This window comes from Lysobacter sp. Soil_N_51 (genome assembly GCF_057655755.1).
In genome coordinates, this window is the sequence record NZ_JBDGLR010000010.1 from 127,463 (window position 1) to 148,542 (window position 21,080).

Below are 21,080 nucleotides of genomic sequence, written 5' to 3' on the forward strand. Positions count from 1 at the left end.
CGATCCTGTCTGAGATGGAGTACTGCGGATGACCCGGCCGACCCAATTGCCCCAGCCTACCGCCATGGCACCCGGCGCGCGTCGTTTATGGCGCGGCCTGAGTGCCGCGATGCTGGTGGCTTGCAGCTTCGCCGTGTCCGCCGCGCCGGCCAACGAGGCCGGTCGCCGCGCCTATGAGGCGGTCGACCCCTTCATCGGCACCGGCGGCGAGGGCCACACCTTCCCCGGCGCGACCGTGCCGTTCGGCATGATCCAGCTCAGCCCCGACACCGAGATCAAGCCGCGCAAGGACGCCTATGGCTGGGCCGCCGGTTACCGCTACAGCGACAGCAGCATCGTCGGCTTCTCGCACACGCATTTTTCCGGCACCGGCCATTCCGACCTGGGCGACGTGCTGCTGATGCCGATCGCCGGCGAAGTGAAACTCGAGCGCGGCGATTCCAAGGTCGCGCGCAGCGGTTACCGATCGAGCTTCCGCCACGACGACGAAGTCGCCCAGCCCGGCTACTACGCCGTCACTCTCGACGACTACAAGATCCGCGCCGAACTCACCGCGAGCGAGCGCGTCGGCGTGCATCGCTACCGCTTCCCGCAAGGGCAGGCCGCGCACGTGCTGATCGACCTGCGCACCAGCATGTACGACTACCCCGGCAAGGTGCTGTGGTCGCGGCTGCGCCTGCGCGCCGACGGCACCGTCACCGGCTTTCGCGAAACCCGCGGCTGGGCGCCGGGCCGGCAGCTGTATTTCGCGATGCGCTTCTCGCGGCCGGTCAGTGGCCACGGTTTCCACGACACCGAAGCCGATGTCGCCTACAAGGGCTTCCCGCCGCCGGGCGAAAAAGATCCGAGCAAGCGTGCGCAGATCGAAGGCCGGCAGCTGGTCGGCAGCTTCGACTTCAACGACGCCGCCGGCAAAGACTTGGTGGTGAAAGTGTCGATCTCGCCGGTCAGCGAAGACAACGCGATCGCCAACCTCGAAGCCGAAGTGCCGGGCTTCGATTTCGACGCCGTGCGCGCCAACGCGCGCGCCACCTGGACGCAAGCCTTGTCGGCGATCGACGCCGACGCGCCCGAGCCGATGCGCAAGAGTTTCTACACCGCGCTGTACCACACGCTGATGGGCCCGAGTCTGTTCATGGACAGCGACGGCCGTTATCGCGGGCCCGATAACGCCGTGCATCAGGCGAAAGGGTTTCGTTACCACTCGACCTTCTCGTTGTGGGACACCTACCGCGCGCTGCACCCGCTGCTGACCCTGGTGCAGCCCGAGCAACGTAATAACGACTTCATCAATTCGCTGTTGGCGTCGCGCCGCGACAGCCCCTACGGCATCCTGCCGGTGTGGGCGTTCCATGGGCAGGAAACCTGGTGCATGGTCGGCTACCACGCCGTGCCGGTGATCGCCGATGCCTACATGAAAGGCATCCGCGGCTACGACACCAAGGAAGCGCTGGACGCGATGGTCGCCAGCGCGAGTTACGGCCCCTACGACGGCATCGCCCAGTACATGGAGCTGGGCTACGTGCCGATCGACGAAGAGGGCGAGGCCGCGTCGAAAACCCTGGAATACGCGTTCGATGATTGGACGATTTCGCGCGTGGCCGCAGACATGGGGCGCAAGGACATCGCCGCGCAATTCTCCAAGCGTGCGGGTAACTGGAAACATGCATTCGACGCGTCGAGTGGCTTCATGCGCGCGCGCAAACGCGACGGCAGCTTCCGCGAACCCTTCGACCCGACCGTCAGCGGCTACGGCAGCGACTACACCGAAGGCAACGCCTGGCAGTACTCGTGGTACGTACCGCAGGACGTCGCCGGCCTGACCCAGGCCCTCGGCGGCGACGCCAAACTGGTCGACAAACTCGACCAGGTGTTCGACGCCAAGGTCGACCCGAAAATCTTCGAACACATGGAAGACATCACCGGCCTGATCGGCTGGTACGCGCACGGCAACGAACCCAGCCACCACGTCGCGTATCTATACGGCTACGCCGGCCAACCCTGGCGCACCCAGGAGCGTCTGAAGCAGATCATGGCGACCCAATACGCCCCGCGCCCCGACGGCCTGGCCGGCAACGACGACCTCGGCCAGATGTCCGCCTGGTACGTCTTCACCGCCCTGGGCTTCTACCCCGTCGCCCCGGCGAGCAACGAATACGCCATCGGCCGCCCGTTCCTGCCGCGCGCCACCCTCAACCTGCCCAATGGCAAGCGCTTCAGCGTGATCGCCGAGGGGCTGGACGAGGCGCATACCTACATCGGCAGCGCGACCCTCAACGGCAAACCGTTGAATCGCAGCTTCCTGCGGCATGAGGAAATCGTCGCGGGCGGGGAATTGCGATTCGTGATGCAGGCGCAGCCGAACAAGGAATGGGCGACGGATCCGAAACTGCGGCCGTATTCGATGAGTGTGGGGCGGTGAGGGTGGCGGCTCCGGGTTGGGTGGGCACGTCCGTCGAGGCCGGTTGACGCGCCGACCAGCCGCCTTGCCGCGACACCGAGCCACGGCTCAGTGAGTGATGCAACCACGAAAGGCCCGGGTTTCCGCACCCCGGGCCTTTTCCGTATCCGCCGTCCCGACCGCGGCTTACGCCAGACCCGCCAAGCCTTTAGAATTCCCGCTCGCGCCTCGCGCGGGCCTATAGCTCAACGGTTAGAGCAGAGGACTCATAATCCTTTGGTTCCAGGTTCGAATCCTGGTGGGCCCACCACCGTTCTTCCTGGGGCGGTTTTCTCCGCCGACGCGGAACTCCAAAACCGCCTTATTTCTGGGCTTTTTTGCGAAGGCCGTGGTTTCGGAGAGTCGGCGAAAAACGCCGTCTGGCGAAAATTTCGCCAGTCAGCCCTCTCTCCTCTCCCTACCTGTGGTCCCGGAACCAAAGGCCCATTTTTCAGGGTCTTGTAGATCAATGGGTTAGCCGTGGACTTTTTTGCGAGTTTTTCGGCCGTCAACAGGTCAACCAGAACACTCAACGTGAAAACCACGGCGCAAATTTGGTCGCGATAAGTAGGCGTTGGCCATTGGTCGGAGGTTTGCATCCCGCTGGGCGCGCCAAACTTCCCCTTCCAACTTTTTCTACGCCCCGTCGCAACGACGAAAAAGGCCTTATTTCCGAGGCTTTTGGCATTTTCCATTGGTCGGCTAGTTATCCACAGAGGGGATGTTTGGTGATTTTTTCGCCTCTCTCCTGGCCTTTTTCTCCGAGCCTGTGGTCGGCCGACCATTGGTTGCATATAAGAATCAGTGACTTAGCAATGGTCTGAGTCAACAGTTGTTTTGACGTTTTGACCCCAGCGCCACATCAAACCGCCTGATCCGACCAATGAGTCCACCTCTGGCGCGGTAGGTTCAATGTCTAAAGGGATCTCAAGAGTTGGTATACAGCAGGCACGCATGGATCAGGCGAAACTTCGGGTTTGGCCAATCAATGCGAGGAAACATAGTCCGATGCCGCCAGCGCGGGCGGTATCGCGAAGTTCTCGCGCATCCGCTTCACTTCCGCGGCGGGCGGCAGGCCGAAGAGCCGTTTGAACTCGCGATTGAACTGCGATGCGCTCGCATAGCCGACGGCGTAACCAGCGGCGTCTGCGGTCATGCCTTGGCGCACCATCAACAGGCGCGCTTGATGCAATCGCGTCGACTTCAGGTATTGCATCGGCGAGGTTCGCGTCACCGCTCTGAAATGATGATGGAAGGTAGGCGCGCTCATGTCGGCTTCCGCAGCCAGTTGTGTCAGGGTGATCGGTTGCGCGTAGGCGGCGTGGATGCGGCGCAGCGCTTTGCCGATCTTTCCGAACTGTCCGTGCATGCCGAGCGCCGACCGCATGGCGGTGCCTTGCGGACCGGTGAGCACACGGAAATACACTTCCCGCAGCAGGCCTGGCCCCAGCACCGAGACTTCCAACGGGTGATTCATCGCTTCCAGAAAACGCAGAACGGAATACTGCAGCGTCGGCCCCATCGGACTGGAGATCATGCTGAGCGGCGCATGCTCATCGTCGGGTGGTGAGGGATGGCGGTCGATCTCGATCATCAGTTCGGCGGCGATCTGAAAATCCAGATGCAAATAGATCGCCAACAACGGATGCTCGGGACTACCGTCGGATTCCATCGTGAACGGCACGGGCATGGCCACCGCGAGGTAATGCTGCTCGTCGTAGAGAAAAACCTGTTCGCCGAAATAGCCGCGCTTGCGGCCTTGGCAGACGATCACGATGCCGGGGTCGTACAGCACCGGCGTTCGCGACAGCGCGCGATCCGAACGCAGCAGGCGCACGCCGGGTAGGGCGGTGAGGTTGTAGCCCTCTTGCGGCGCCAGCTGGCACGCGAGAGCTTTGATGCGCCGGCTTTCGTCTTCCATGGTGGGCTCGGCCTTTTTCACGGACATGGGCGAATCAGAGAAATAGGCAATGAATGTAGACGATAAGGCGTAAAATCCGCGTGCGGATAATCCTATTGTGCGGTCTCCTCTTACAGGAACCGCCACCATGAAAGCCCCTAAGACCTTATTGATCACCGGAGTCAGCAGCGGATTCGGTCGTGCCCTGGCCCGCGGGGCGCTCTCGACGGGCCATCGCGTCGTGGGCACGGTGCGGAGCGAGCGAGCCCGCGCCGAGTTCGAAACCTCGGCTGGTGCGAATGCGATCGGTCGCCTGCTCGACGTCACCGACTTCGGTTCGATCGATACGGTGGTAGCCGAAATCGAGCGGACCGTCGGACCGATCGATGTGTTGGTCAACAACGCCGGATACGGTCACGAAGGCGTTATGGAAGAGTCGCCGTTGGCCGAGATGCGGCGACAGTTCGAGGTCAACGTGTTCGGCGCGGTGGCGATGATAAAGGCCGTGCTGCCTTATATGCGAGATCGACGCCGCGGACATATCCTCAACATCACGTCGATGGGTGGTTACATCACCATGCCGGGGATTTCCTACTACTGCGGCAGCAAATTCGCGTTGGAAGGTATATCGGAAACGCTCGGCAAGGAAGTCGGGCCGCTCGGCATCGCGGTGACAGCGGTGGCACCGGGTTCATTCCGCACCGATTGGGCGGGACGTTCGATGGTCAGAACGCCGCGTTCGATCGGCGATTACGACGGCTTGTTCGATCCGGTCCGCGAGGCCCGCCAACAAAAGAGCGGGCAGCAACTCGGCGATCCGGAAAAAGCGGCGCGGGCCATGCTGAAGGTGATCGACAGCGATTCGCCGCCAGCGCATCTGTTGCTGGGGAGCGATGCCCTCGATCTGGTGCGCAAGAAGCTGGTCGAGTTGAACGGCGAGATCGATCGCTGGGAGGACGTTACGCGCTCGACCGATAGTTTGCAGGCCTGAGCGCCTCGCCGGGGGGATGATCGTAAGAAAATCTAGCCTGCGAGCGCCACCGCAGTTTCGTCGCGCGGCCGACGAAACTGGGAGAGAAAACAGGGGCCAGCGTGTACTTTCACAGGTGCGTTATTCGGTGGCCACATTGTCAACGATGTAACTGAGCCGAAGCCGCTTCGCGGCTAGACGTCCAAAGGGCGGGTCGTCGCGCTGGTACGTGCAGGTCCTGAATCGGCGCATGCACGCACTGCTGTGGCAACCGGTGCCTACGTACCTTCCAGGTAGTGCGCCTTTTGCGCCGGATAGTAGTCGACGAATGACGGAAGCGGCTTACCTTCGCGAGCAGCAACCAGCATGCCGAGGTGGTACTCCCAGCCCGGGCCTACACCGCCAGCCGATTTCCGAACAAACGCTTCGATCTGCGAAGTGAGCCGAAAGCAGCAGCCAGCCGGAGGCGAGGGCCGCCGGGAGGTGCCAACGGCGCAGGCGGCCAAGTTGAGCGATCTACCAGGCTGCACTAAACTGCGCCTGCATTTGGACCGACTCCGCTGATGACTCCGCCCTGACTCACCTCCGATATGACAGTGCTGCCGCGAACCGTGGCGGCGAGTGGGTCTGCGTTTCTATTCTTCTACACCGCGTGCCGGCAACCGGCGCGCACGGAGTCAATTCATGTCCGTGGTCTATTCACTGCGCGAGCAGTGGTTCGGTAATGTTCGTGGCGACATTCTTTCCGGCTTGCTGGTTGCGCTCGCGCTCATTCCAGAAGCGATTGCGTTTTCTATCATTGCAGGCGTTGACCCCAAGGTCGGTCTGTACGCGTCCTTCTGCATCGCAGTGGTCACGGCCGTGGCCGGTGGTCGCCCCGGAATGATTTCCGCCGCGACCGGTGCAATGGCCTTAGTGATGGTCGACCTTGTGAAGGATCACGGTCTTCAATATCTGTTCGCAGCCACCATTCTCACTGGCGTGCTCCAGATCGTGGCGGGAGTGTTACGGTTGAACACGCTGATGCGCTTCGTGTCGCGCTCTGTCGTGACCGGCTTCGTGAATGCCTTGGCGATCCTGATCTTCCTCGCGCAGCTCCCCGAGCTCATCGGCATGCCGTGGCCGGTCTACGCGGTGTGTGCGGCGGGACTCGGCATCATCTACCTGCTTCCTGTGTTGACCAAAGCGATTCCCTCGCCACTGGTTGCGATCATCGTGTTGACTGCAGTATGCATCTTGCTGGGCTTAGACATCCGTACCGTTGGAGACATGGGCGATCTGCCTGACAGCTTGCCGGTGTTCCTGTTCCCGGATGTGCCGTTCACCTGGGAAACGCTGAAGATCCTGCTCCCGGTGTCGGCTACGTTGGCGGTCGTCGGCCTGCTCGAATCATTGATGACCGCGCAGATCGTTGAGGACATGACTGACACCCCGACCAACCGCAGGCGCGAATGCGCCGGACAGGGCGCGGCCAACATAGTGACAGGATTTTTCGGCGGTATGGCCGGCTGCGCGATGATCGGGCAATCGGTGATTAACGTAACATCCGGCGGACGCGGGCGGCTGTCGTGCCTGATCGCTGGCGTGGTGCTGTTGTTGCTCGTGGTGTATGGCTCCGATTGGGTGTCGCGAATTCCGATGGCGGCGCTGGTGGCGGTGATGATTATGGTCAGCATCGGCACCTTCCAGTGGAAGTCCTTCACCGACATTAAGACCTATCCGAAGAGCGCTACGCTCATTATGCTCGCCACCGTGATCGTCACCGTCGCCACGCATGATCTCGCCAAGGGCGTGTTGACCGGAGTATTGCTAACCGCGCTGTCATTCAGCCGTCGCGTCAGTGCGATGCTGCAGGTGACTGATCACGATGAAGCCGACGGCACGCGCGTGTACGAAGTGAGGGGGCAGGTGTTCTTCGCCGACGCCGCTCAATTTGCCAACAGCTTCGATTACCTGCACGCGCCGAAGAAGGTGGTGATCGACCTGGCTCACGCGCACTTCTGGGACCTCAGCGCGGTGGGCGCGCTAGATCGGGTGGTACTGAAGCTGCGTGCGCACGGAGCGGAAGTCGAAGTAATCGGCCTTAACGAGGCCAGCGATACGTTGATCGAGCGTATCAGCAAACACCGGGGTGATAACGCCAGTTCGGCTGCTGGCCATTGATTCCGAAAGGCGTCGCGTCTAAAGGCAATCTCCGCTAAGGCGATGCATTCCAGAATGACCGCTCTTGGGTCAATAGCGCTCGTCGGCTGAGACAGGCGCGTCGCTCGGACCATGAATCGCTACTTGCGCGCACGATCGGTTATGGGCGTCAACCACCGCCTCGCCTGATCAGTAATCGAGCGCATATGTATTACGTCTCCGAGCCGAAGCCGCTTCACGACGCTGCCTTCTCTAATGCAGGGCTATCGTTCGTTAACTTGGCATAGAATCAGATGGCGAACGCAGATTGAGGCGCTAGGAATTGCATAGACAGATCTCCGTGCATCGCGGCTGATCTGCCAAGATAGATGTATAACAGGTTGCGGGATTTGTCAGGCCTATGATCAGTAGACGATACGCTTGGTCGCTAGCGAGTACTCTGGTGTTGGCGAGTATCATCGGCGCCCATTGGGGAAACATCGCGAGGGCGCAATGTCCGGCTGGCATCCCTAACGATCCCGGCCGCATCCCGCCCAACGCTTGGTCGCAGAATCAGCCCAGACCAATGCCTGCCGTCCCATCTCCGCCGCCACCGCCACGGGACTTTGTGCTCAAGGCGTATGGCGCGTTCGCTTACTCCGCCCCAATTGGCGCGATCGGTCACAGCAACGATCCGCGTTGGCAGTTGCCTTCACGGGAGAAAGGGGGCGTTGCGGTCGAACCAACAAGCAAACGTAGCGCCGCACGCGCCGCACTCAATCGCCGCGAAGAGAAAAGTGGCGGCGAGAGCTGCAAAAGCATTGCCAATTACCGCAATGAGTACGCTGCGTTTATGACGTGGGCCGGCATGGCAGGCAGCTCCACAACCACGGTCGCGACAGGCGTTATTGATCTTTCCGCTGGACGAGTCCTTGTCGGCCGTGGCTCAAGTAAGATTGAAGCCTGGCGTGCGAGTGAAGAGCTGTGCGCGGCGGAGTCAGCGCAATGCGGGCCCCGCTGGGCAGATTGCGTCAAGGATGTCAGCACAAAAGACTGGCTGTAAATCGCCCGGCCTTTAAATCCCCAGACACTTCATAGCCTGTCGCAGCCGAAATGGAGTAGGGCATGCGTCTATTGCTGGACCCCCAACTCAACCCGGCGACCGAAGCCGGCTGGCGTCGACGCTGGTTCGACATCATCTATCGCCACGACACCCCGCCGTCGCGAAACTTTGACCTGCTGTTAATCGGGCTAATCCTGGCGAGCGTTCTGGTGATCATGTTCGACAGCGTGGAGGGCATTCATGCCCGCTGGTCGCGCTGGCTGTATGCATTGGAGTGGATTTTTACCGTGCTCTTTAGCCTGGAGTACGCAATGCGCCTGGCGGTAGTGCGGCGGCCATGGCGCTATGCTCTGAGCAGTTGGGGTCTCATTGACCTGGTGTCGATCCTTCCGACGTTTCTGTCGCTGCTACTGCCCGGTAGCCAGAGCCTGCTGGTAGTGCGCATCCTGCGCATCCTGCGTCTGTTCCGCATTCTCAAACTGACCCAGTACGTCGAGGAAGGTGGCGTGCTGATCGGCGCATTGTGGCGTAGCCGGCGCAAGATCTTTGTATTCATCTGCGCCGTGCTCACCGTCGTGGTGATATTTGGCGCGCTGATGTACGTGATTGAAGGGCCGCAACACGGTTTCACCAGCATCCCGACCAGCATGTATTGGGCCATTGTGACCATGGCGACGGTCGGCTTCGGCGATATCGCGCCAGCGACCACGTTGGGTCGCTTTGTTACGTCGGTGCTGATCCTGATCGGCTATAGCGTCATTGCTGTTCCGACCGGGATATATACCGCCGAATTGGCCAGCAGTCTGCGCGAGGCGAGCCACGAGCGCGGTCACCTGGACCGGCGCGGCTGTCCACATTGCGCCTTGGAAGGGCACGATCCGGATGCACTGTTCTGCCGCAACTGCGGGCATCAATTGCCTGCGCCGATGGGGTGAACGGCGCGCCTGTTGAAAGAGTTGTGACTCATTGACGGTAGCAATGAACTACTTCCGCGTCGCGAAGGATCGGGCCAATCGTTCATCAGCTTGGTGCTGACCTGAGACGAAACGTGTAGCCAACCGGCTGGTGAGTTCTCTACCCTTGTCGAGCCTGCGATTCTTCCCCTGTGTGAAGTTTCGGGTATGCATTTCTATTTAATCTTGCTCTTGGGCTTGTAACGAAGAATCCACCTGCGCATTCCGGCGGCGGGCTTGCTGGGTCTGTATCGCCACGCAGCGCGGGCACGGCCTGTGCTGCGTGGCTTTGTAGCTTGGTCTTCGTCCAATGCCTGATTGCAATGCATGTCCGCTGCTTGCCTCACTTTTGATCCTAACGACGTGCGCGCTGCCAGATGAAGCCTTGAGGCTGCCGAACCACATTCGTTGACTATCCAGCCTCGGACATCCGTTCCAGGTCCACGATAATGGGTTCTGCTGAATGAAGAAGCCTGCCGACGAGCGGTTCTTCTCCCGTCAAATCTTGCCGAGGCGGAGCGATTGTTGACGACTGTTCATCGGTGCGTACAGATTGCAGAAAATCATGTCCCCAACGAGCTAAGTCGTAGTGTTGGACGATCTCGAACAACTGTTTCTGGCGGCTCTCACGTTCGGGACCGCGAAAAACGCGATCCACGCCGCTGAGAACCTGCGCGGCAAGCGCGCCTTGCAGTGTCGGGAGGTCGTAGTTCGGAAATACACCGGCGATCAGTTGTCGGAACACGGCGCGAAATCTGGAATAGGAGCGATACTGTCGTCTGGCATCACGGCGTGGGTCTTGACGGAAAAGTCGAGCGCGAAGACCTTGTCGAATGCAAGTTCGGGGACGTCGGCACCATCAGTACGTTCGGTAATGAGCCGAAGAATTCACGCACTTTCGATGCTGATCTCAAGCAATATCCGGTCGGAAAGTGCCTGATGAGCTGGGCAGGCATGACAGTTCAATCAACCCGACGATCGAGCAAGGGGTGTTGAAGCGCGTCAACTGGGATAAGCGCACGCTGTTGCTGCACAACAACACCCACTAGGGCCGAACGGTGAACATCGATCGGATCGGCTTCATCGACGGTACCCGCAGCGGACCCGGTGCCTTGCGGCCCGTGCAAGCATCGGATGGGTATCTCAGGTCCGACGGAGTCTGATGCCGGGGCGAGCGGAAATGCACAGGCTCGTAACGCCTCGGCAACCGTTCCTTCAACCTCCGTTCGCAGGCTTCGCGTTCGCCGTGATCGCAGTCGACGTTGGCGGCGACCCGTGCGACTCCGGGTTGCCGCAGTCGTTGCGCTCCACTTGATGTTCCAACGCAAGCGCCTGGGCCGCAATTTGGCAAGCCCCGCATCGAACACTTGAACGATATGGCTACTGATGGCGATTCATACTGAGGCCCGATTTTTCACGATCAATGCTGTCTTGGGTCACGACACTTGTGATACTGACCGAAGGATTCGTCATTCCAAGGTTCCGCCTTCGGGCGTGTTCAACAAGGATCGGCACAAACTGCCGGCAGGCCCGTCGGCCTCGATTCTGATGTCGGCTACGCGCCACACGCTCTTGGAGTCCTGTGCCAGGACGAAGCTCACCGTGCAAGCTGCGAAAGCGCCGTGTTGCTGTATCACACGGCCTGAAGCTGCGCTTACGGTTGCCGACCGGGTGTCCGATTGGTTCGAGTAGCTAATGAAACGCAGGTTTCCCACCTCGCTGAGGCGTGGATTCGCGCCTAGGCGGGCCGCGACCAGTTCCTGGGGCTTGGCCAGCCAGACCATCAGCATCGACGATTCTAGCTGCGTCACCTGTCGCCCGCCGCGCACTTGAGCGACCTGGGCTAGAAATGCTTGATCGGCTCCGTGAGCCTCAACATGCGGCTTCGCGAACGCATTGGCTTGGTCATTCAGCCGCGACATATCCTTCGCAACACCTTCCAGGGCTGCATTGCTCTTGGCCAACTCGGCGGCAGTCAGTTGCCTGTCGGCTTTGCCCTTCGGCCGCTCTCGCTTCCACAGTTGGTTCCACGCAAGGGTTCGCAAGCCAAGGACGTTCACGGTGTCCTGCACCCATGCGACGCCACCGACACCGATTGGCGCCAGCGAAGCGTTGAGCTTGGCGTTGTCGACGCCGGACGATGCGCCACTGCTGCGAATCGCATCGCGCACCACAAGCTCGTTGCACGCCAGAAGCCCGGCCTTGCCGATAGCCTGATCGGTCACCGGCGCCCATGCGGTCGGCGCGACCGGCACTTCCGCCGCGTCGCGCATGAGCTGGTAGCTTCGATTGCCGACACGCCAACGCAATGGCCGCGGCGATGCCGGTTCGGTTTGCTTCTTCTTGCGCGAACCCGGCCATTGGGGCGCCGTGGGCGCCGGACATTCGAACTGCAGCTTTGTCGCGGACCAGTCGGGGCCTTCGACGCCTTCGTAAACAGTCAGCACTTCCATCTCGAATACGGAAGTTGAGCCGAGGATGTCGTCCATCGGGGTACGGTCCGCAATGCTCGATAGATTCGCGAAGTAAAGTTGGCGGTTACCCGCTTCCCCTTGCCCGTGGAACATCAGAACGTTCGCGTTAACGGCTGTCGATGCGCACGTCAGCGCCATCATCAGCGCAGCACGTGATGCGCCCCGCATCCCTTTTATCTCCACATCCATCATGGCTCTCCCTGTAGCGCGTTGTTAGTGCCCGGTTTTGCATAGGAAACGCAGATTGCCGTCGCCGGCAATCTACGGAATCGATATCGTATCGCGGCCAACAGCTGATTCGCATCTTCAAGGCCCGGCCTTCGTCGAAGAATCGCCAGTATCCGTCCCTCGGGCATCGGCAAGCTGCATTCATACGTGGCTCCATCGAGGACGCCCCGAACGCTTGTCCATGTCCATTTCGTCATCACGCAGTCTGCTGTGAGGCGTGTGTTGAATGCACCCAGCCGGTTGGCCGGTCGCGCCAGATCGGACAGGCCAAACAGGCCAAAATGGCTGGGGTTATAGATTGCCCCACCAAGCAACAGCAGTGATCCTCTAGCCCGCCCCCGTCTTGACCAGGAGCGTGTACTTCCTGTCTTCGTTGCCGAAGCCGCTTCACGGCCAATGCCTGGCGTGAAAAAGGGGCGAGGGGCCCCACTCCGCGATCCCGGAATTTAATCAAGTCTGATCGCCGACTTCTGCCGCCGGCCCGTTCGCTTTCACCGAGGCTATGCCCCCGTCCCGGGCTGAGGCGCGCGAGTAAAGCTCGCTGGTGCCGATGATCTGGCCATTCGATGCTTTGAGATTGAACATCGGCCTGCCGTTGCTTGAGTCCTCCCGCTCGTAGCGTTCGTCGAGCGTGAAACTCTTCTCTACTGATTCGATTCCGTCCTCCGCGCTGCTCTTCGCGTTGCAGATATCGCTCATGAGGGTCGTCTCGTGTTTGCCCGCCTTCAGGGCGAATCGACTTTTTCTTCGAAGCATCAGCGCCGATCTGGCTGCTGCGCGCATGGAGTTTCTCGCTCGCTGGTTATTGATTCTTGTGCGAGCGAGGTCGCATTGGCGCGAAGTAGAGGTCGAATTTTGTGAGCTCAATCAAGCATCGACAAAAAAACTGGCCGCAGCTTCCGCCTGACAGCGTAGTAGCTGGTGATGCGCCAAGACGCAGATGCTCGAGCCTGAGGCGACGGTGTTTGCGTTGAATCGCGGAAAAGGCTGTCGATGAACCCTGAGACTACTTCGTCACTTATCGCCCTGTGTCGCCGTTCGGGGAACGTCGTCGCGCGAAGCACTGTTTTCTAATTCAAGCCCGCGTGTTTCAACGGCAATCACCGGCTCCGTGGGAGTCGGTGAAGGTAGCAGCGTTGCCTCACTCAATCCTGGAAGCCAATCAAGACAAGGAGATTTCATCATGGCAGGCGTTCAATGGTCGGCCGCTCAATCCCTGGCCTATATCCCCGACGGCATGCTCGTGACGTTCACGGCGATGCATCAGGCCGAGTACACGCAATACGTCCAGATCATCGACGCCAACAACCGGCCCATCAGTTTCCATTGCCTGGATGGCAGTCAGGCGAGCTTTCCGATCTCGGGAAGCGGCGTCAACGTCGGCTTCCTCCAGAACGGCGCCGGTCGGTTCACCATGGCGTCCGGGATGCAGGTCCAGTTCGGCAGCAGCGGGCCGAACGTTCCGCTGGTCTCGGCGGGCAATCCGGTCCAGTTCTTCATCAATAACAAGGTATTCGGCGGTGGCACCCTGTACGTGACGGAAGACGGTGGCGATATGGATTACAACGACACCAGCTTCGTGATCCAGTGGTACGCGTACGTAGGCTGACCGCCACCGCCCCCGTTCCCGACTGAAGCGGGGGAGGCACGACACCTCATGAATTCCCATGGCTGCCGCGATGGATCGCGTGGATTCGCCGCGCGGCGCAACAATGACGGAGTGCGGCAATGAAGACCAGGATCCTTATGTTCGGCGCACTCGCCAGTGTGCTGGCGATGTCCGCATCGTGTACGAAAACCGAACCCGCTGTCGCCGTTTCATCGGCCGCCAAGGATCAAGCAACACCGTTTCCGGGCGGCGCGCCGATCACCGCGGCTGATCTGACCGCGACCCCGGCAGCTTTGCCCGTCGCTCCGCCAGCGTACAACTACGACCCTTACAACCCCAACATCACTCATGCGGAATACGCCCGCTTTGCCTGGCGGCAGTTCATCCACTTCAATTCGCCGGCGCAGAAGAACGGTGTCGATGCCGCCGGCAAGTCTCCGGTAGTGCGGGGCAGCATCGATCCGAGCCGCAACTTCGCCGCATCCGGCGCCAGCGACTTCTACCAGAGCGGCAGAACCGGCGCTTCCAACTTCAGCGGCAATCAGTTGGTGTGGGAAACCTTCGCTCATCGGTCCGAGCTCTTTCCCGCGGGATCGGCGCCCAAAGGGAACTTGGCCACCCTGGATCCCGAGTACGTCTTCCAGGCGAATCTGAAGGTCGCGTCGACCGACGCCCGATTCAACAATCTCGACGAAAACACCCAGATCGGCCAGAACCAGATCTTCTTCCCGAAGAACGGCAACACGCCGTCGCCCAATCCTCAGGACGATCACATCATCTTGTTCCAGGCCAAGGTGAATCCAGTCGAATACGACTATATAAAATCCATCTACAACGCCGGAAATCCCCCGGCTTCGCTCGAATTGCCTCCCAACGCGACGAACCAGAACGAATCGGTGGAGGTCAAGTCGGCATGGCGGGAAATGACGCCCGCCTTGATCGCGTCCGGCCGCTATCACACGGCCGAGGCCTTGTACTACTACAAGGAAAACGGCGTGACTCAGGCTCGGGTGGCGACCTTCGGACTGGTCGGCCTGCACATCCTGCGCAAGATGGAAAACTACCCGACCTTCGTCTACACCACCTTCGAACAGGTGGACAGCCTGACCACGCCGGACAACAAAGACACCGGCTTGTATCTCATCAATCTGTATGACCAGATGCAATACGATGCATCGGTACCGTCAGGGACGCGGCCGACGGCGATCCTCAATTCGGGCTCCAACCGCACAGCGGTCACGCTGCCCTTGGCGGGCGCGATAGACAGCGCCCACGGCTACGATGTCATTGCCGGGAAATTCACCTTGCCGCCCGGATTTTCGGGTCCGATCAAGGTCCAGAATCCACCGGTAGCGACAAGCGCGGTGTATGACGTCAACAACGAAGTCCAGCAAGCGATGGCCAGCGCGCCCGCGTTCAAGAATTCGGTGTGGCGCTATTACCGTCTCGTAGGGCTGCAGGTGTTGCCCACCAACGAGGACAGCTCGGTCACGCCGGCCAAGCCCGATCCGCTTACTCAGGACTTTTACCTGGCGAATATCGTGATCGAGAGCAGCCAGCCTGGCATCCAGTTGTTCAAGGGCGGCGTCAAGGATCCCGATCCCGACCAGCAGCAATTCACCCTGCTTGCCAAGCGCGGGCTGCCGAGCATCCTGGGCGTTAAGAAGTTGCCGCCGAACAGCGACCAACTGGTGATGGGCGGATGCATGGGTTGCCACGGCAACGCGCAATACCCCAGGGACAAAACAACAGGCAAGGGGCCGAGTATCTTCAGCTTCCTGATCAGCCAGAGCACCCTGACCGGGCAAGGCTTCAGTGCCGACGTGCGCAACGAATCGTCCGCGGAGTTGAGCGCGAAACGTCTGGAATATCTGGTCTATTAAGTAGTGCGCGGGCCCGGAAGCGTTCTCGCTTCCGGGTCATGCGTTATGGTCGCGCGGCGCCCTGGAGCTTGGCACCACGCTGCGAAAAGTCCGGGTGGCTCAACCTGATCCCATCGTTGTGCTCAGGATTGAATCCGTCTGTCGAGTAGCGGGCTCGGTCGAGCTGCGAAGCGAAGTCACATACTGACCGGCCTCAACGTGAGGCGCGTTCAAACGCTTCGGCACTGACGCCGCGATTGACGTTAGACGGCATGGCCGAGGCCAGCGCTGCCGGTGAGAATCGCGGGCGCGTAGAGTGCCCGCCAGGTACTCGGCTGCAAAAGCCAACGCCCGCAACGTCTCCGCGAGCCGACCCCCAATGACCCTCGTTGGCCCCCATGAGCCCCCGTTAGCCCATAAAGGGCTTGAACCGGGTTCCCGTGGCTACACCACCCTCCCGAACTCAAACCCGCGTCTGTGCTCTTGGAAGCATAAGTTTTCCCTTTGGGCCAACTTGCGATGGCAATGCAGCCATAAGCTGTGCGGCAGGCGCGGTAGATGGTGCTCTTGGGGTTCTGTCCGCCAGGCGGCTTCAACGCCGTGGATATTTCGCCAACTCCATCGAGGGTGAGGTGAGTGAGTTATGCCTGCGCGCCACCCCCAACTACATTCGGCGAATCGGTCCATAAAAGGCCCCTTTAAGAGGTAGATCGCCAGCACAAATGCATTTCAGGCCTTACCCGAGCCAGCTATGATCTCGCGGCTAGACCCGTCTGTGCACGCCTGTGTACGGGCACGTTGCGTTCTAAGAAGGAAGTTCAGGCCTCATGCCCATCAAGAAATCCGATCTCTATTCCAAACTCTGGGCCTCGTGCGATGAGTTACGTGGCGGTATGGATGCCAGTCAGTACAAGGACTACGTGCTGGTCCTGCTGTTCATCAAGTACATCAGCGACAAGTATGCCGGCCAGCCCTTTGCAGCCATCAAGGTCCCCGATGGCGCCAGCTTTGCCGACATGGTGGCGCTCAAGGGCAAGAGCGACATCGGCGACCAGATCAACAAGAAGATCATTCGCCCGCTGGAAGAAGCCAACCGCCTGCGCATCAAGGCCGATTTCAACGACGACGCGTTGCTGGGCCAGGGCAAGGAAAAGGTCGATAAGCTCACCAACCTGATCGGCATCTTCGAATCCCAGGACCTGGACTTCAGCCGCCATCGCGCCGATGGCGATGACATCCTGGGCGATGCCTACGAATACCTGATGCGCCATTTCGCCACTGAGAGTGGCAAGAGCAAGGGGCAGTTCTATACCCCGGCCGAGGTCAGCCGGGTAATGGCTCAGGTGCTGGGTATCGCCAAGGCCAAGACCAGCCCCAACACCACGGTATACGACCCCACCTGCGGCTCGGGCTCGCTGCTGCTGAAGGTGGCCGAGGCCGCACCTACGCCAGTGAGTGTCTACGGCCAGGAAAAGGAGGAAGTCACCAGCGGCCTGGCCCGCATGAACATGATCCTGCACCACAACCCCGGTGCGGTGATCGAGCAGGGCAACACCCTGGCCGACCCGAAGTTCCTGGACGGCGACCGGCTCAAGACCTTCGACTACGTGGTGGCCAATCCGCCGTTCTCAGACAAGCGCTGGAGCAACGGCTTGAACGGCGACCCCTACCAGCGCTTCGAAGGCTTCGGCACGCCGCCCGACAAGCAGGGCGACTACGCTTACCTGCTGCACATCATCCGCTCGCTCAAACCCACCGGCCGAGGCGCCTGCATCCTGCCGCACGGCGTGTTGTTTCGCGGCAACGCCGAGGCCGAAATCCGCAAGAGCTTGGTACGGCGCGGCTTGATCCAGGCCGTCATCGGCCTGCCGGCCAATCTGTTTTACGGCACCGGCATCCCGGCCTGCATTATCGTTATCGACAAGGCCGGCGCGGCGGCGCGCAAGGGCATCTTCATGATCGATGCCAGTCAGGGCTTCATGAAGGACGGCCCCAAGAATCGGCTGCGTGAGCGCGACATCCACCGCATCGTCGATGCTTTCACTACGTTGGGTGAAAGCGCTCCGCGCTACGCACGCATGGTGGGCCTGGACGAGATTAAAAAAAACGACTTCAACCTCAACCTGTCGCGCTATATCGACAGCAGCGCGCCAGAAGACCAGCAAGATATCGATGCACATCTCAATGGCGGGATTCCTCAGGCCGACGTGGACGCGCTAAGCCGTTATTGGGCCGTGTGCCCGCAACTGCGAGCTGTCTTGTTCCAGCCGCGTCGGCTTGGCTATTTGGATTTGACGGTCACCTCGGCCGCTATCAAGCCGGCCATTCATCAACACCCCGAATTCCAGGCCTTTACCAAGGCCATGAATGGCCACTTTGACGCATGGCGCGCGCCGGTGACCCAGCGGCTCAAGATTCTAGTGCCCGGCTTCAAACCCAAGGCGCTAATCCACGAACTGGCGGAAGGCTTGCTGGCCCACTATGAACACCAACCCACCGCACAAGCCTTAATCGATCCCTACGCCGTTTACCAGCACTTGATGGATTATTGGGCCGAGACGATGCAGGACGACGCCTACCTAGTCGCACAAGACGGCTGGAAGGCGCAGCCCTATCGCGTGCTGGAGACTAAGAAGAATAAGGACGGCTCACCGGGTAAGACTGTGGACAAGGGCTGGGCCTGTGACTTGGTGCCCAAGGCCCTGCTGTTGAAGCACCACTTTGCGTCCGAGCGGGCCGTGCTAGATCACCTGGCCGTGGAGCTAGAAAACACCCAGGCCACGCAGATTGAGCTGGAAGAAGAACACAGCGGCGATGACGCGGTGTTTTCTGGCTTCGACAAGATCAGCGACAAGGAAGTGAAGTCGCGCATCAGGGAAATCGGGCGTGACGAGGATGCAGCCGATGAGCTTGCCGTGCTGAAGAAGTGGCTGGCTGTGTCAGAGCAGGTGAGCATGTTGAAGAAGCGCATCAGGATGTTGGATGCCGAGCTGGATTCGAAGGCCTTGGCGCGCTACCCAAAGCTGACGGCGGACGAAGTGAAGACGTTGGTGGTGGATCATAAGTGGATGGAGTCGTTGGGTATGGTTGTACAGGGCGAGCTGAGTCAGGTGAGCCAAGCACTGACAGGGCGGGTGAAGGAACTGGCAGAGCGATACGGGCGGACGATGTCGGAGTTGGTGGAGCAGGTGGAGACGGTAGAGGCGCGGGTGGCGGGGCATCTGTCGAAGATGGGGTTCACATGGAGGTGAATTGTCAAGTGGATACGCCGCTTGGGCAGTCCGCAAACGAAAGCGTCTTTGGGAGGCCAACAGACTGGACAACTCTCCCTCTTGGGGAGCTTGGACAGATCGTGGGCGGAAGTGCTTTCGCCTTACGCTATCAGGGCGGAGCCGATGGTGACTTCCCGTTTTTAAAGGTGTCTGATTTCAGCAATCCAGGTAACGAGCATCGATTTGAGGTTGCCAATCACTATGTCTCGGACGCGGTTAGGCGGAAGATTGGAGCTCGCAAGATTCCCGCCAGCGCGATTATCTTCGCCAAGGTAGGTGCAGCAGTCTTCCTCGAGCGCAAGCGGATGGTTGCACACACCAGCTGCATAGATAACAATTTGTCTGCGCTCGTCGTAGATTCTGACGTTTCTGCTTCATACGTCTGCCATCAACTGCAATCCATTCGGTTTAGCAATTTGGTCGCAACGACGGCACTCCCTTCACTGAGTGCTTCCGTATTGCGGGCCATTTCCGTACTTCTTCCAAAACACCGCGCGGAGCAAGATGCGGTCGCGAGATCACTTGATGACGCCGATGAGCTAATCAACTCGCTGGAGAAATTGCTGGCAAAGAAGCGCCAGATCAAGCAAGGCGCCATGCAGGAACTGCTCACCGGAAAGCGGCGGTTACCGGGGTTTGTGGCTGCCTGGAAGCATTTTCGCCTTGCCGATGTAGCAATTTTTCTTAAGGGATCGGGTCTGAGCAAGGCGGCGCTGTCGTCAGATGGTCAATTCCCTTGTATCCACTACGGTCAGCTTTTTACCGAATACAGTGCTGTTATTGATGCAGTAAAGAGTTTCATGCAAACGCCGCCGCGCGGCCCTACATCGCTAAGAAACGATGTGCTTATGCCAACATCAGATGTCACGCCGGGCGGCCTGGCCAAGGCCAGTTGTGTGTTGCAACGCGGTGTGGCTCTGGGCGGAGACATATTGGTGATCAGAGCTGATTCCAATGTGCTGCATGGTCCGTTTCTCAGTAACTTGATTCGATTGTGGCCGGAGCGCGTTTTAGAGTTGGTCACTGGCTCGACGGTATTCCACCTCTATGCTCGAGACATGGCTAGATACGAGCTGCATCTTCCTGAAGTAGCCGAACAGCAGGCCATCGCCGCAGTTCTCGCCGATATCGACACCGATATCGCTACTCTTGAATCCCGCCTCACTAAAGCACGCGCCCTTAAGCAAGCGATGGCTCAGGCCTTGCTAACCGGCCGCATCCGCCTTGCGGAGCCCTGCGCATGACACAGTCTGCCAAGAGCTACTACCGCGTAATGCTAGGCCGCCAGAGCGCCCACGCCGCCGAATGCCTGGCCGGTGGCTTTATCGGTGCCGACTTCGGCATCGAGCAAGACCTCAGTGGCCATCTGCCCGACGCATGGCGGCAGTTCAACGCAGCCTTCATCCCAGTGTTCCTGGCCGGCCACCCGCACAAGAGCAAGATCTCGGCGGGACTGGCCTGCGGTGCATTGTGGACGGTGGCCAAGGGCATTCGTCCCGGTGACGTGGTGTTGAGCCCGGACGGTACGGGTATCTACCATGTGGGCATCGTCGAGGGCGAATACCGCTACGTGCCCGATCAGGAACTGCCGCATCGCCGCCAGGTGAACTGGCTGCCGGTGACTATCGCTCGCGCGGCCATGAGCGAGGCGTTGCGCAACTCCACTGGCTCCATCGGCACGGTGAGCACGATCACTCAACACCACCATGAGATCGAGCAGTTCCTGGCCGTGCTGCCGGGCCAGACAACGCCTGTCATCGTGGCGACTGACCCAGTGGTGGAAGACCCGGTGGCGTTTGCGATGGAGAAACACCTGGAGGACTTCCTGGTTAAAAACTGGGCGCAAACCGAACTGGCTCAGCACTTTAAGATCTACGAGGAAGATGGTGAGCTGGTAGGCCAGCAGTACGGTACTGACGCTGGGCCTATCGACGTTCTAGCCGTCAGCAAGGATGGCCAACGTCTGCTGGTGGTGGAACTCAAGCGCGGCCGTGCGTCCGATGTGGTGGTGGGCCAGATCCTGCGCTACATGGGCTATGTGAAAGAACAGATCGCCGAGCCACACCAAATCGTCGAAGGCGCGATCATAGCGCTGGACGATGATCAGAAACTGCGCTGGGCCTTGCTCGCCGTACCCAACATCAGTTTCTACCGTTACCACGTGAGCTTCAAACTGATCAAACACTGA

The 21,080-nt window shown here is 60.1% G+C and carries 14 protein-coding genes and 1 tRNA gene; 11 read left to right on the plus strand and 4 right to left on the minus strand.

Annotated elements, in window-relative coordinates:
* Nucleotides 1-109: 109 nt before the first annotated feature.
* Together AC3A4T_RS19905 and AC3A4T_RS19910 are read left to right on the plus strand one after the other, a co-directional pair.
* A complete protein-coding gene (locus AC3A4T_RS19905; protein WP_487677102.1) occupies nt 110-2,422 on the plus strand; it encodes a GH92 family glycosyl hydrolase in 2,313 nt (770 codons plus the stop codon).
* 213 nt (nt 2,423-2,635) lie between these two features.
* Nucleotides 2,636-2,711: transfer RNA gene (locus AC3A4T_RS19910), tRNA-Ile, on the plus strand.
* Between the two features lie 714 nt (nt 2,712-3,425).
* Here the strand turns inward: AC3A4T_RS19910 and AC3A4T_RS19915 are convergent.
* Complete coding sequence (locus AC3A4T_RS19915; protein WP_487676970.1) at nt 3,426-4,388, minus strand: AraC family transcriptional regulator; 963 nt, start codon at nt 4,386-4,388, stop codon at nt 3,426-3,428.
* A 100-nt stretch (nt 4,389-4,488) separates the two neighbouring features.
* Between AC3A4T_RS19915 and AC3A4T_RS19920 the strand changes: the two genes are divergently transcribed.
* From AC3A4T_RS19920 to AC3A4T_RS19935, 4 genes are all read left to right on the plus strand, one after another.
* Nucleotides 4,489-5,331, plus strand: coding sequence for an oxidoreductase (locus AC3A4T_RS19920; protein ID WP_487676971.1), 843 nt, complete (start codon nt 4,489-4,491; stop codon nt 5,329-5,331).
* A gap of 663 nt (nt 5,332-5,994) precedes the next feature.
* Nucleotides 5,995-7,473, plus strand: a complete 1,479-nt coding sequence (locus tag AC3A4T_RS19925; RefSeq protein WP_487676972.1) for a SulP family inorganic anion transporter — start codon at nt 5,995-5,997, stop codon at nt 7,471-7,473.
* Between the two features lie 586 nt (nt 7,474-8,059).
* Nucleotides 8,060-8,494, plus strand: coding sequence for a hypothetical protein (locus AC3A4T_RS19930; protein WP_487676973.1), 435 nt, complete (start codon nt 8,060-8,062; stop codon nt 8,492-8,494).
* 62 nt (nt 8,495-8,556) lie between these two features.
* Complete coding sequence (locus AC3A4T_RS19935) at nt 8,557-9,429, plus strand: ion transporter (RefSeq protein WP_487676974.1); 873 nt, start codon at nt 8,557-8,559, stop codon at nt 9,427-9,429.
* A 430-nt stretch (nt 9,430-9,859) separates the two neighbouring features.
* Here the strand turns inward: AC3A4T_RS19935 and AC3A4T_RS19940 are convergent, their stop codons facing one another.
* The 3 genes from AC3A4T_RS19940 to AC3A4T_RS19950 all read right to left on the minus strand — a co-directional run bounded on the left by AC3A4T_RS19940 (nt 9,860) and on the right by AC3A4T_RS19950 (nt 12,932).
* Nucleotides 9,860-10,192 (minus strand): hypothetical protein, encoded by a 333-nt coding sequence (locus AC3A4T_RS19940; protein WP_487676975.1) that lies wholly within the window; start codon nt 10,190-10,192, stop codon nt 9,860-9,862.
* Between the two features lie 724 nt (nt 10,193-10,916).
* On the minus strand, nt 10,917-12,110 hold the full coding sequence (locus AC3A4T_RS19945; RefSeq protein ID WP_487676976.1) for a hypothetical protein: 1,194 nt from the start codon (nt 12,108-12,110) through the stop codon (nt 10,917-10,919).
* Between the two features lie 489 nt (nt 12,111-12,599).
* On the minus strand, nt 12,600-12,932 hold the full coding sequence (locus tag AC3A4T_RS19950) for a YegP family protein (protein WP_487676977.1): 333 nt from the start codon (nt 12,930-12,932) through the stop codon (nt 12,600-12,602).
* Nucleotides 12,933-13,332: 400 nt separating this feature from the next.
* Between AC3A4T_RS19950 and AC3A4T_RS19955 the strand changes: the two genes are divergently transcribed.
* The 5 genes from AC3A4T_RS19955 to AC3A4T_RS19975 all read left to right on the plus strand — a co-directional run bounded on the left by AC3A4T_RS19955 (nt 13,333) and on the right by AC3A4T_RS19975 (nt 21,080).
* Entirely contained in the window at nt 13,333-13,758 is a 426-nt protein-coding gene (locus AC3A4T_RS19955; protein ID WP_056106798.1) for a fucose-binding lectin II, read from the plus strand.
* Nucleotides 13,759-13,877: 119 nt separating this feature from the next.
* Nucleotides 13,878-15,641, plus strand: a complete 1,764-nt coding sequence (locus tag AC3A4T_RS19960) for a hypothetical protein (RefSeq protein WP_487676978.1) — start codon at nt 13,878-13,880, stop codon at nt 15,639-15,641.
* Between the two features lie 806 nt (nt 15,642-16,447).
* Nucleotides 16,448-18,871, plus strand: a complete 2,424-nt coding sequence (locus AC3A4T_RS19965) for a type I restriction-modification system subunit M (RefSeq protein WP_487676979.1) — start codon at nt 16,448-16,450, stop codon at nt 18,869-18,871.
* An 8-nt stretch (nt 18,872-18,879) separates the two neighbouring features.
* The gene (locus tag AC3A4T_RS19970) at nt 18,880-20,136 is read left to right on the plus strand and encodes a restriction endonuclease subunit S (RefSeq protein ID WP_487676980.1); all 1,257 of its coding nucleotides are present in this window, start codon (nt 18,880-18,882) and stop codon (nt 20,134-20,136) included.
* Nucleotides 20,133-21,080, plus strand: coding sequence for an endonuclease NucS domain-containing protein (locus AC3A4T_RS19975; RefSeq protein ID WP_487676981.1), 948 nt, complete (start codon nt 20,133-20,135; stop codon nt 21,078-21,080). The genes AC3A4T_RS19970 and AC3A4T_RS19975 overlap by 4 nt, the downstream gene beginning before the upstream one ends.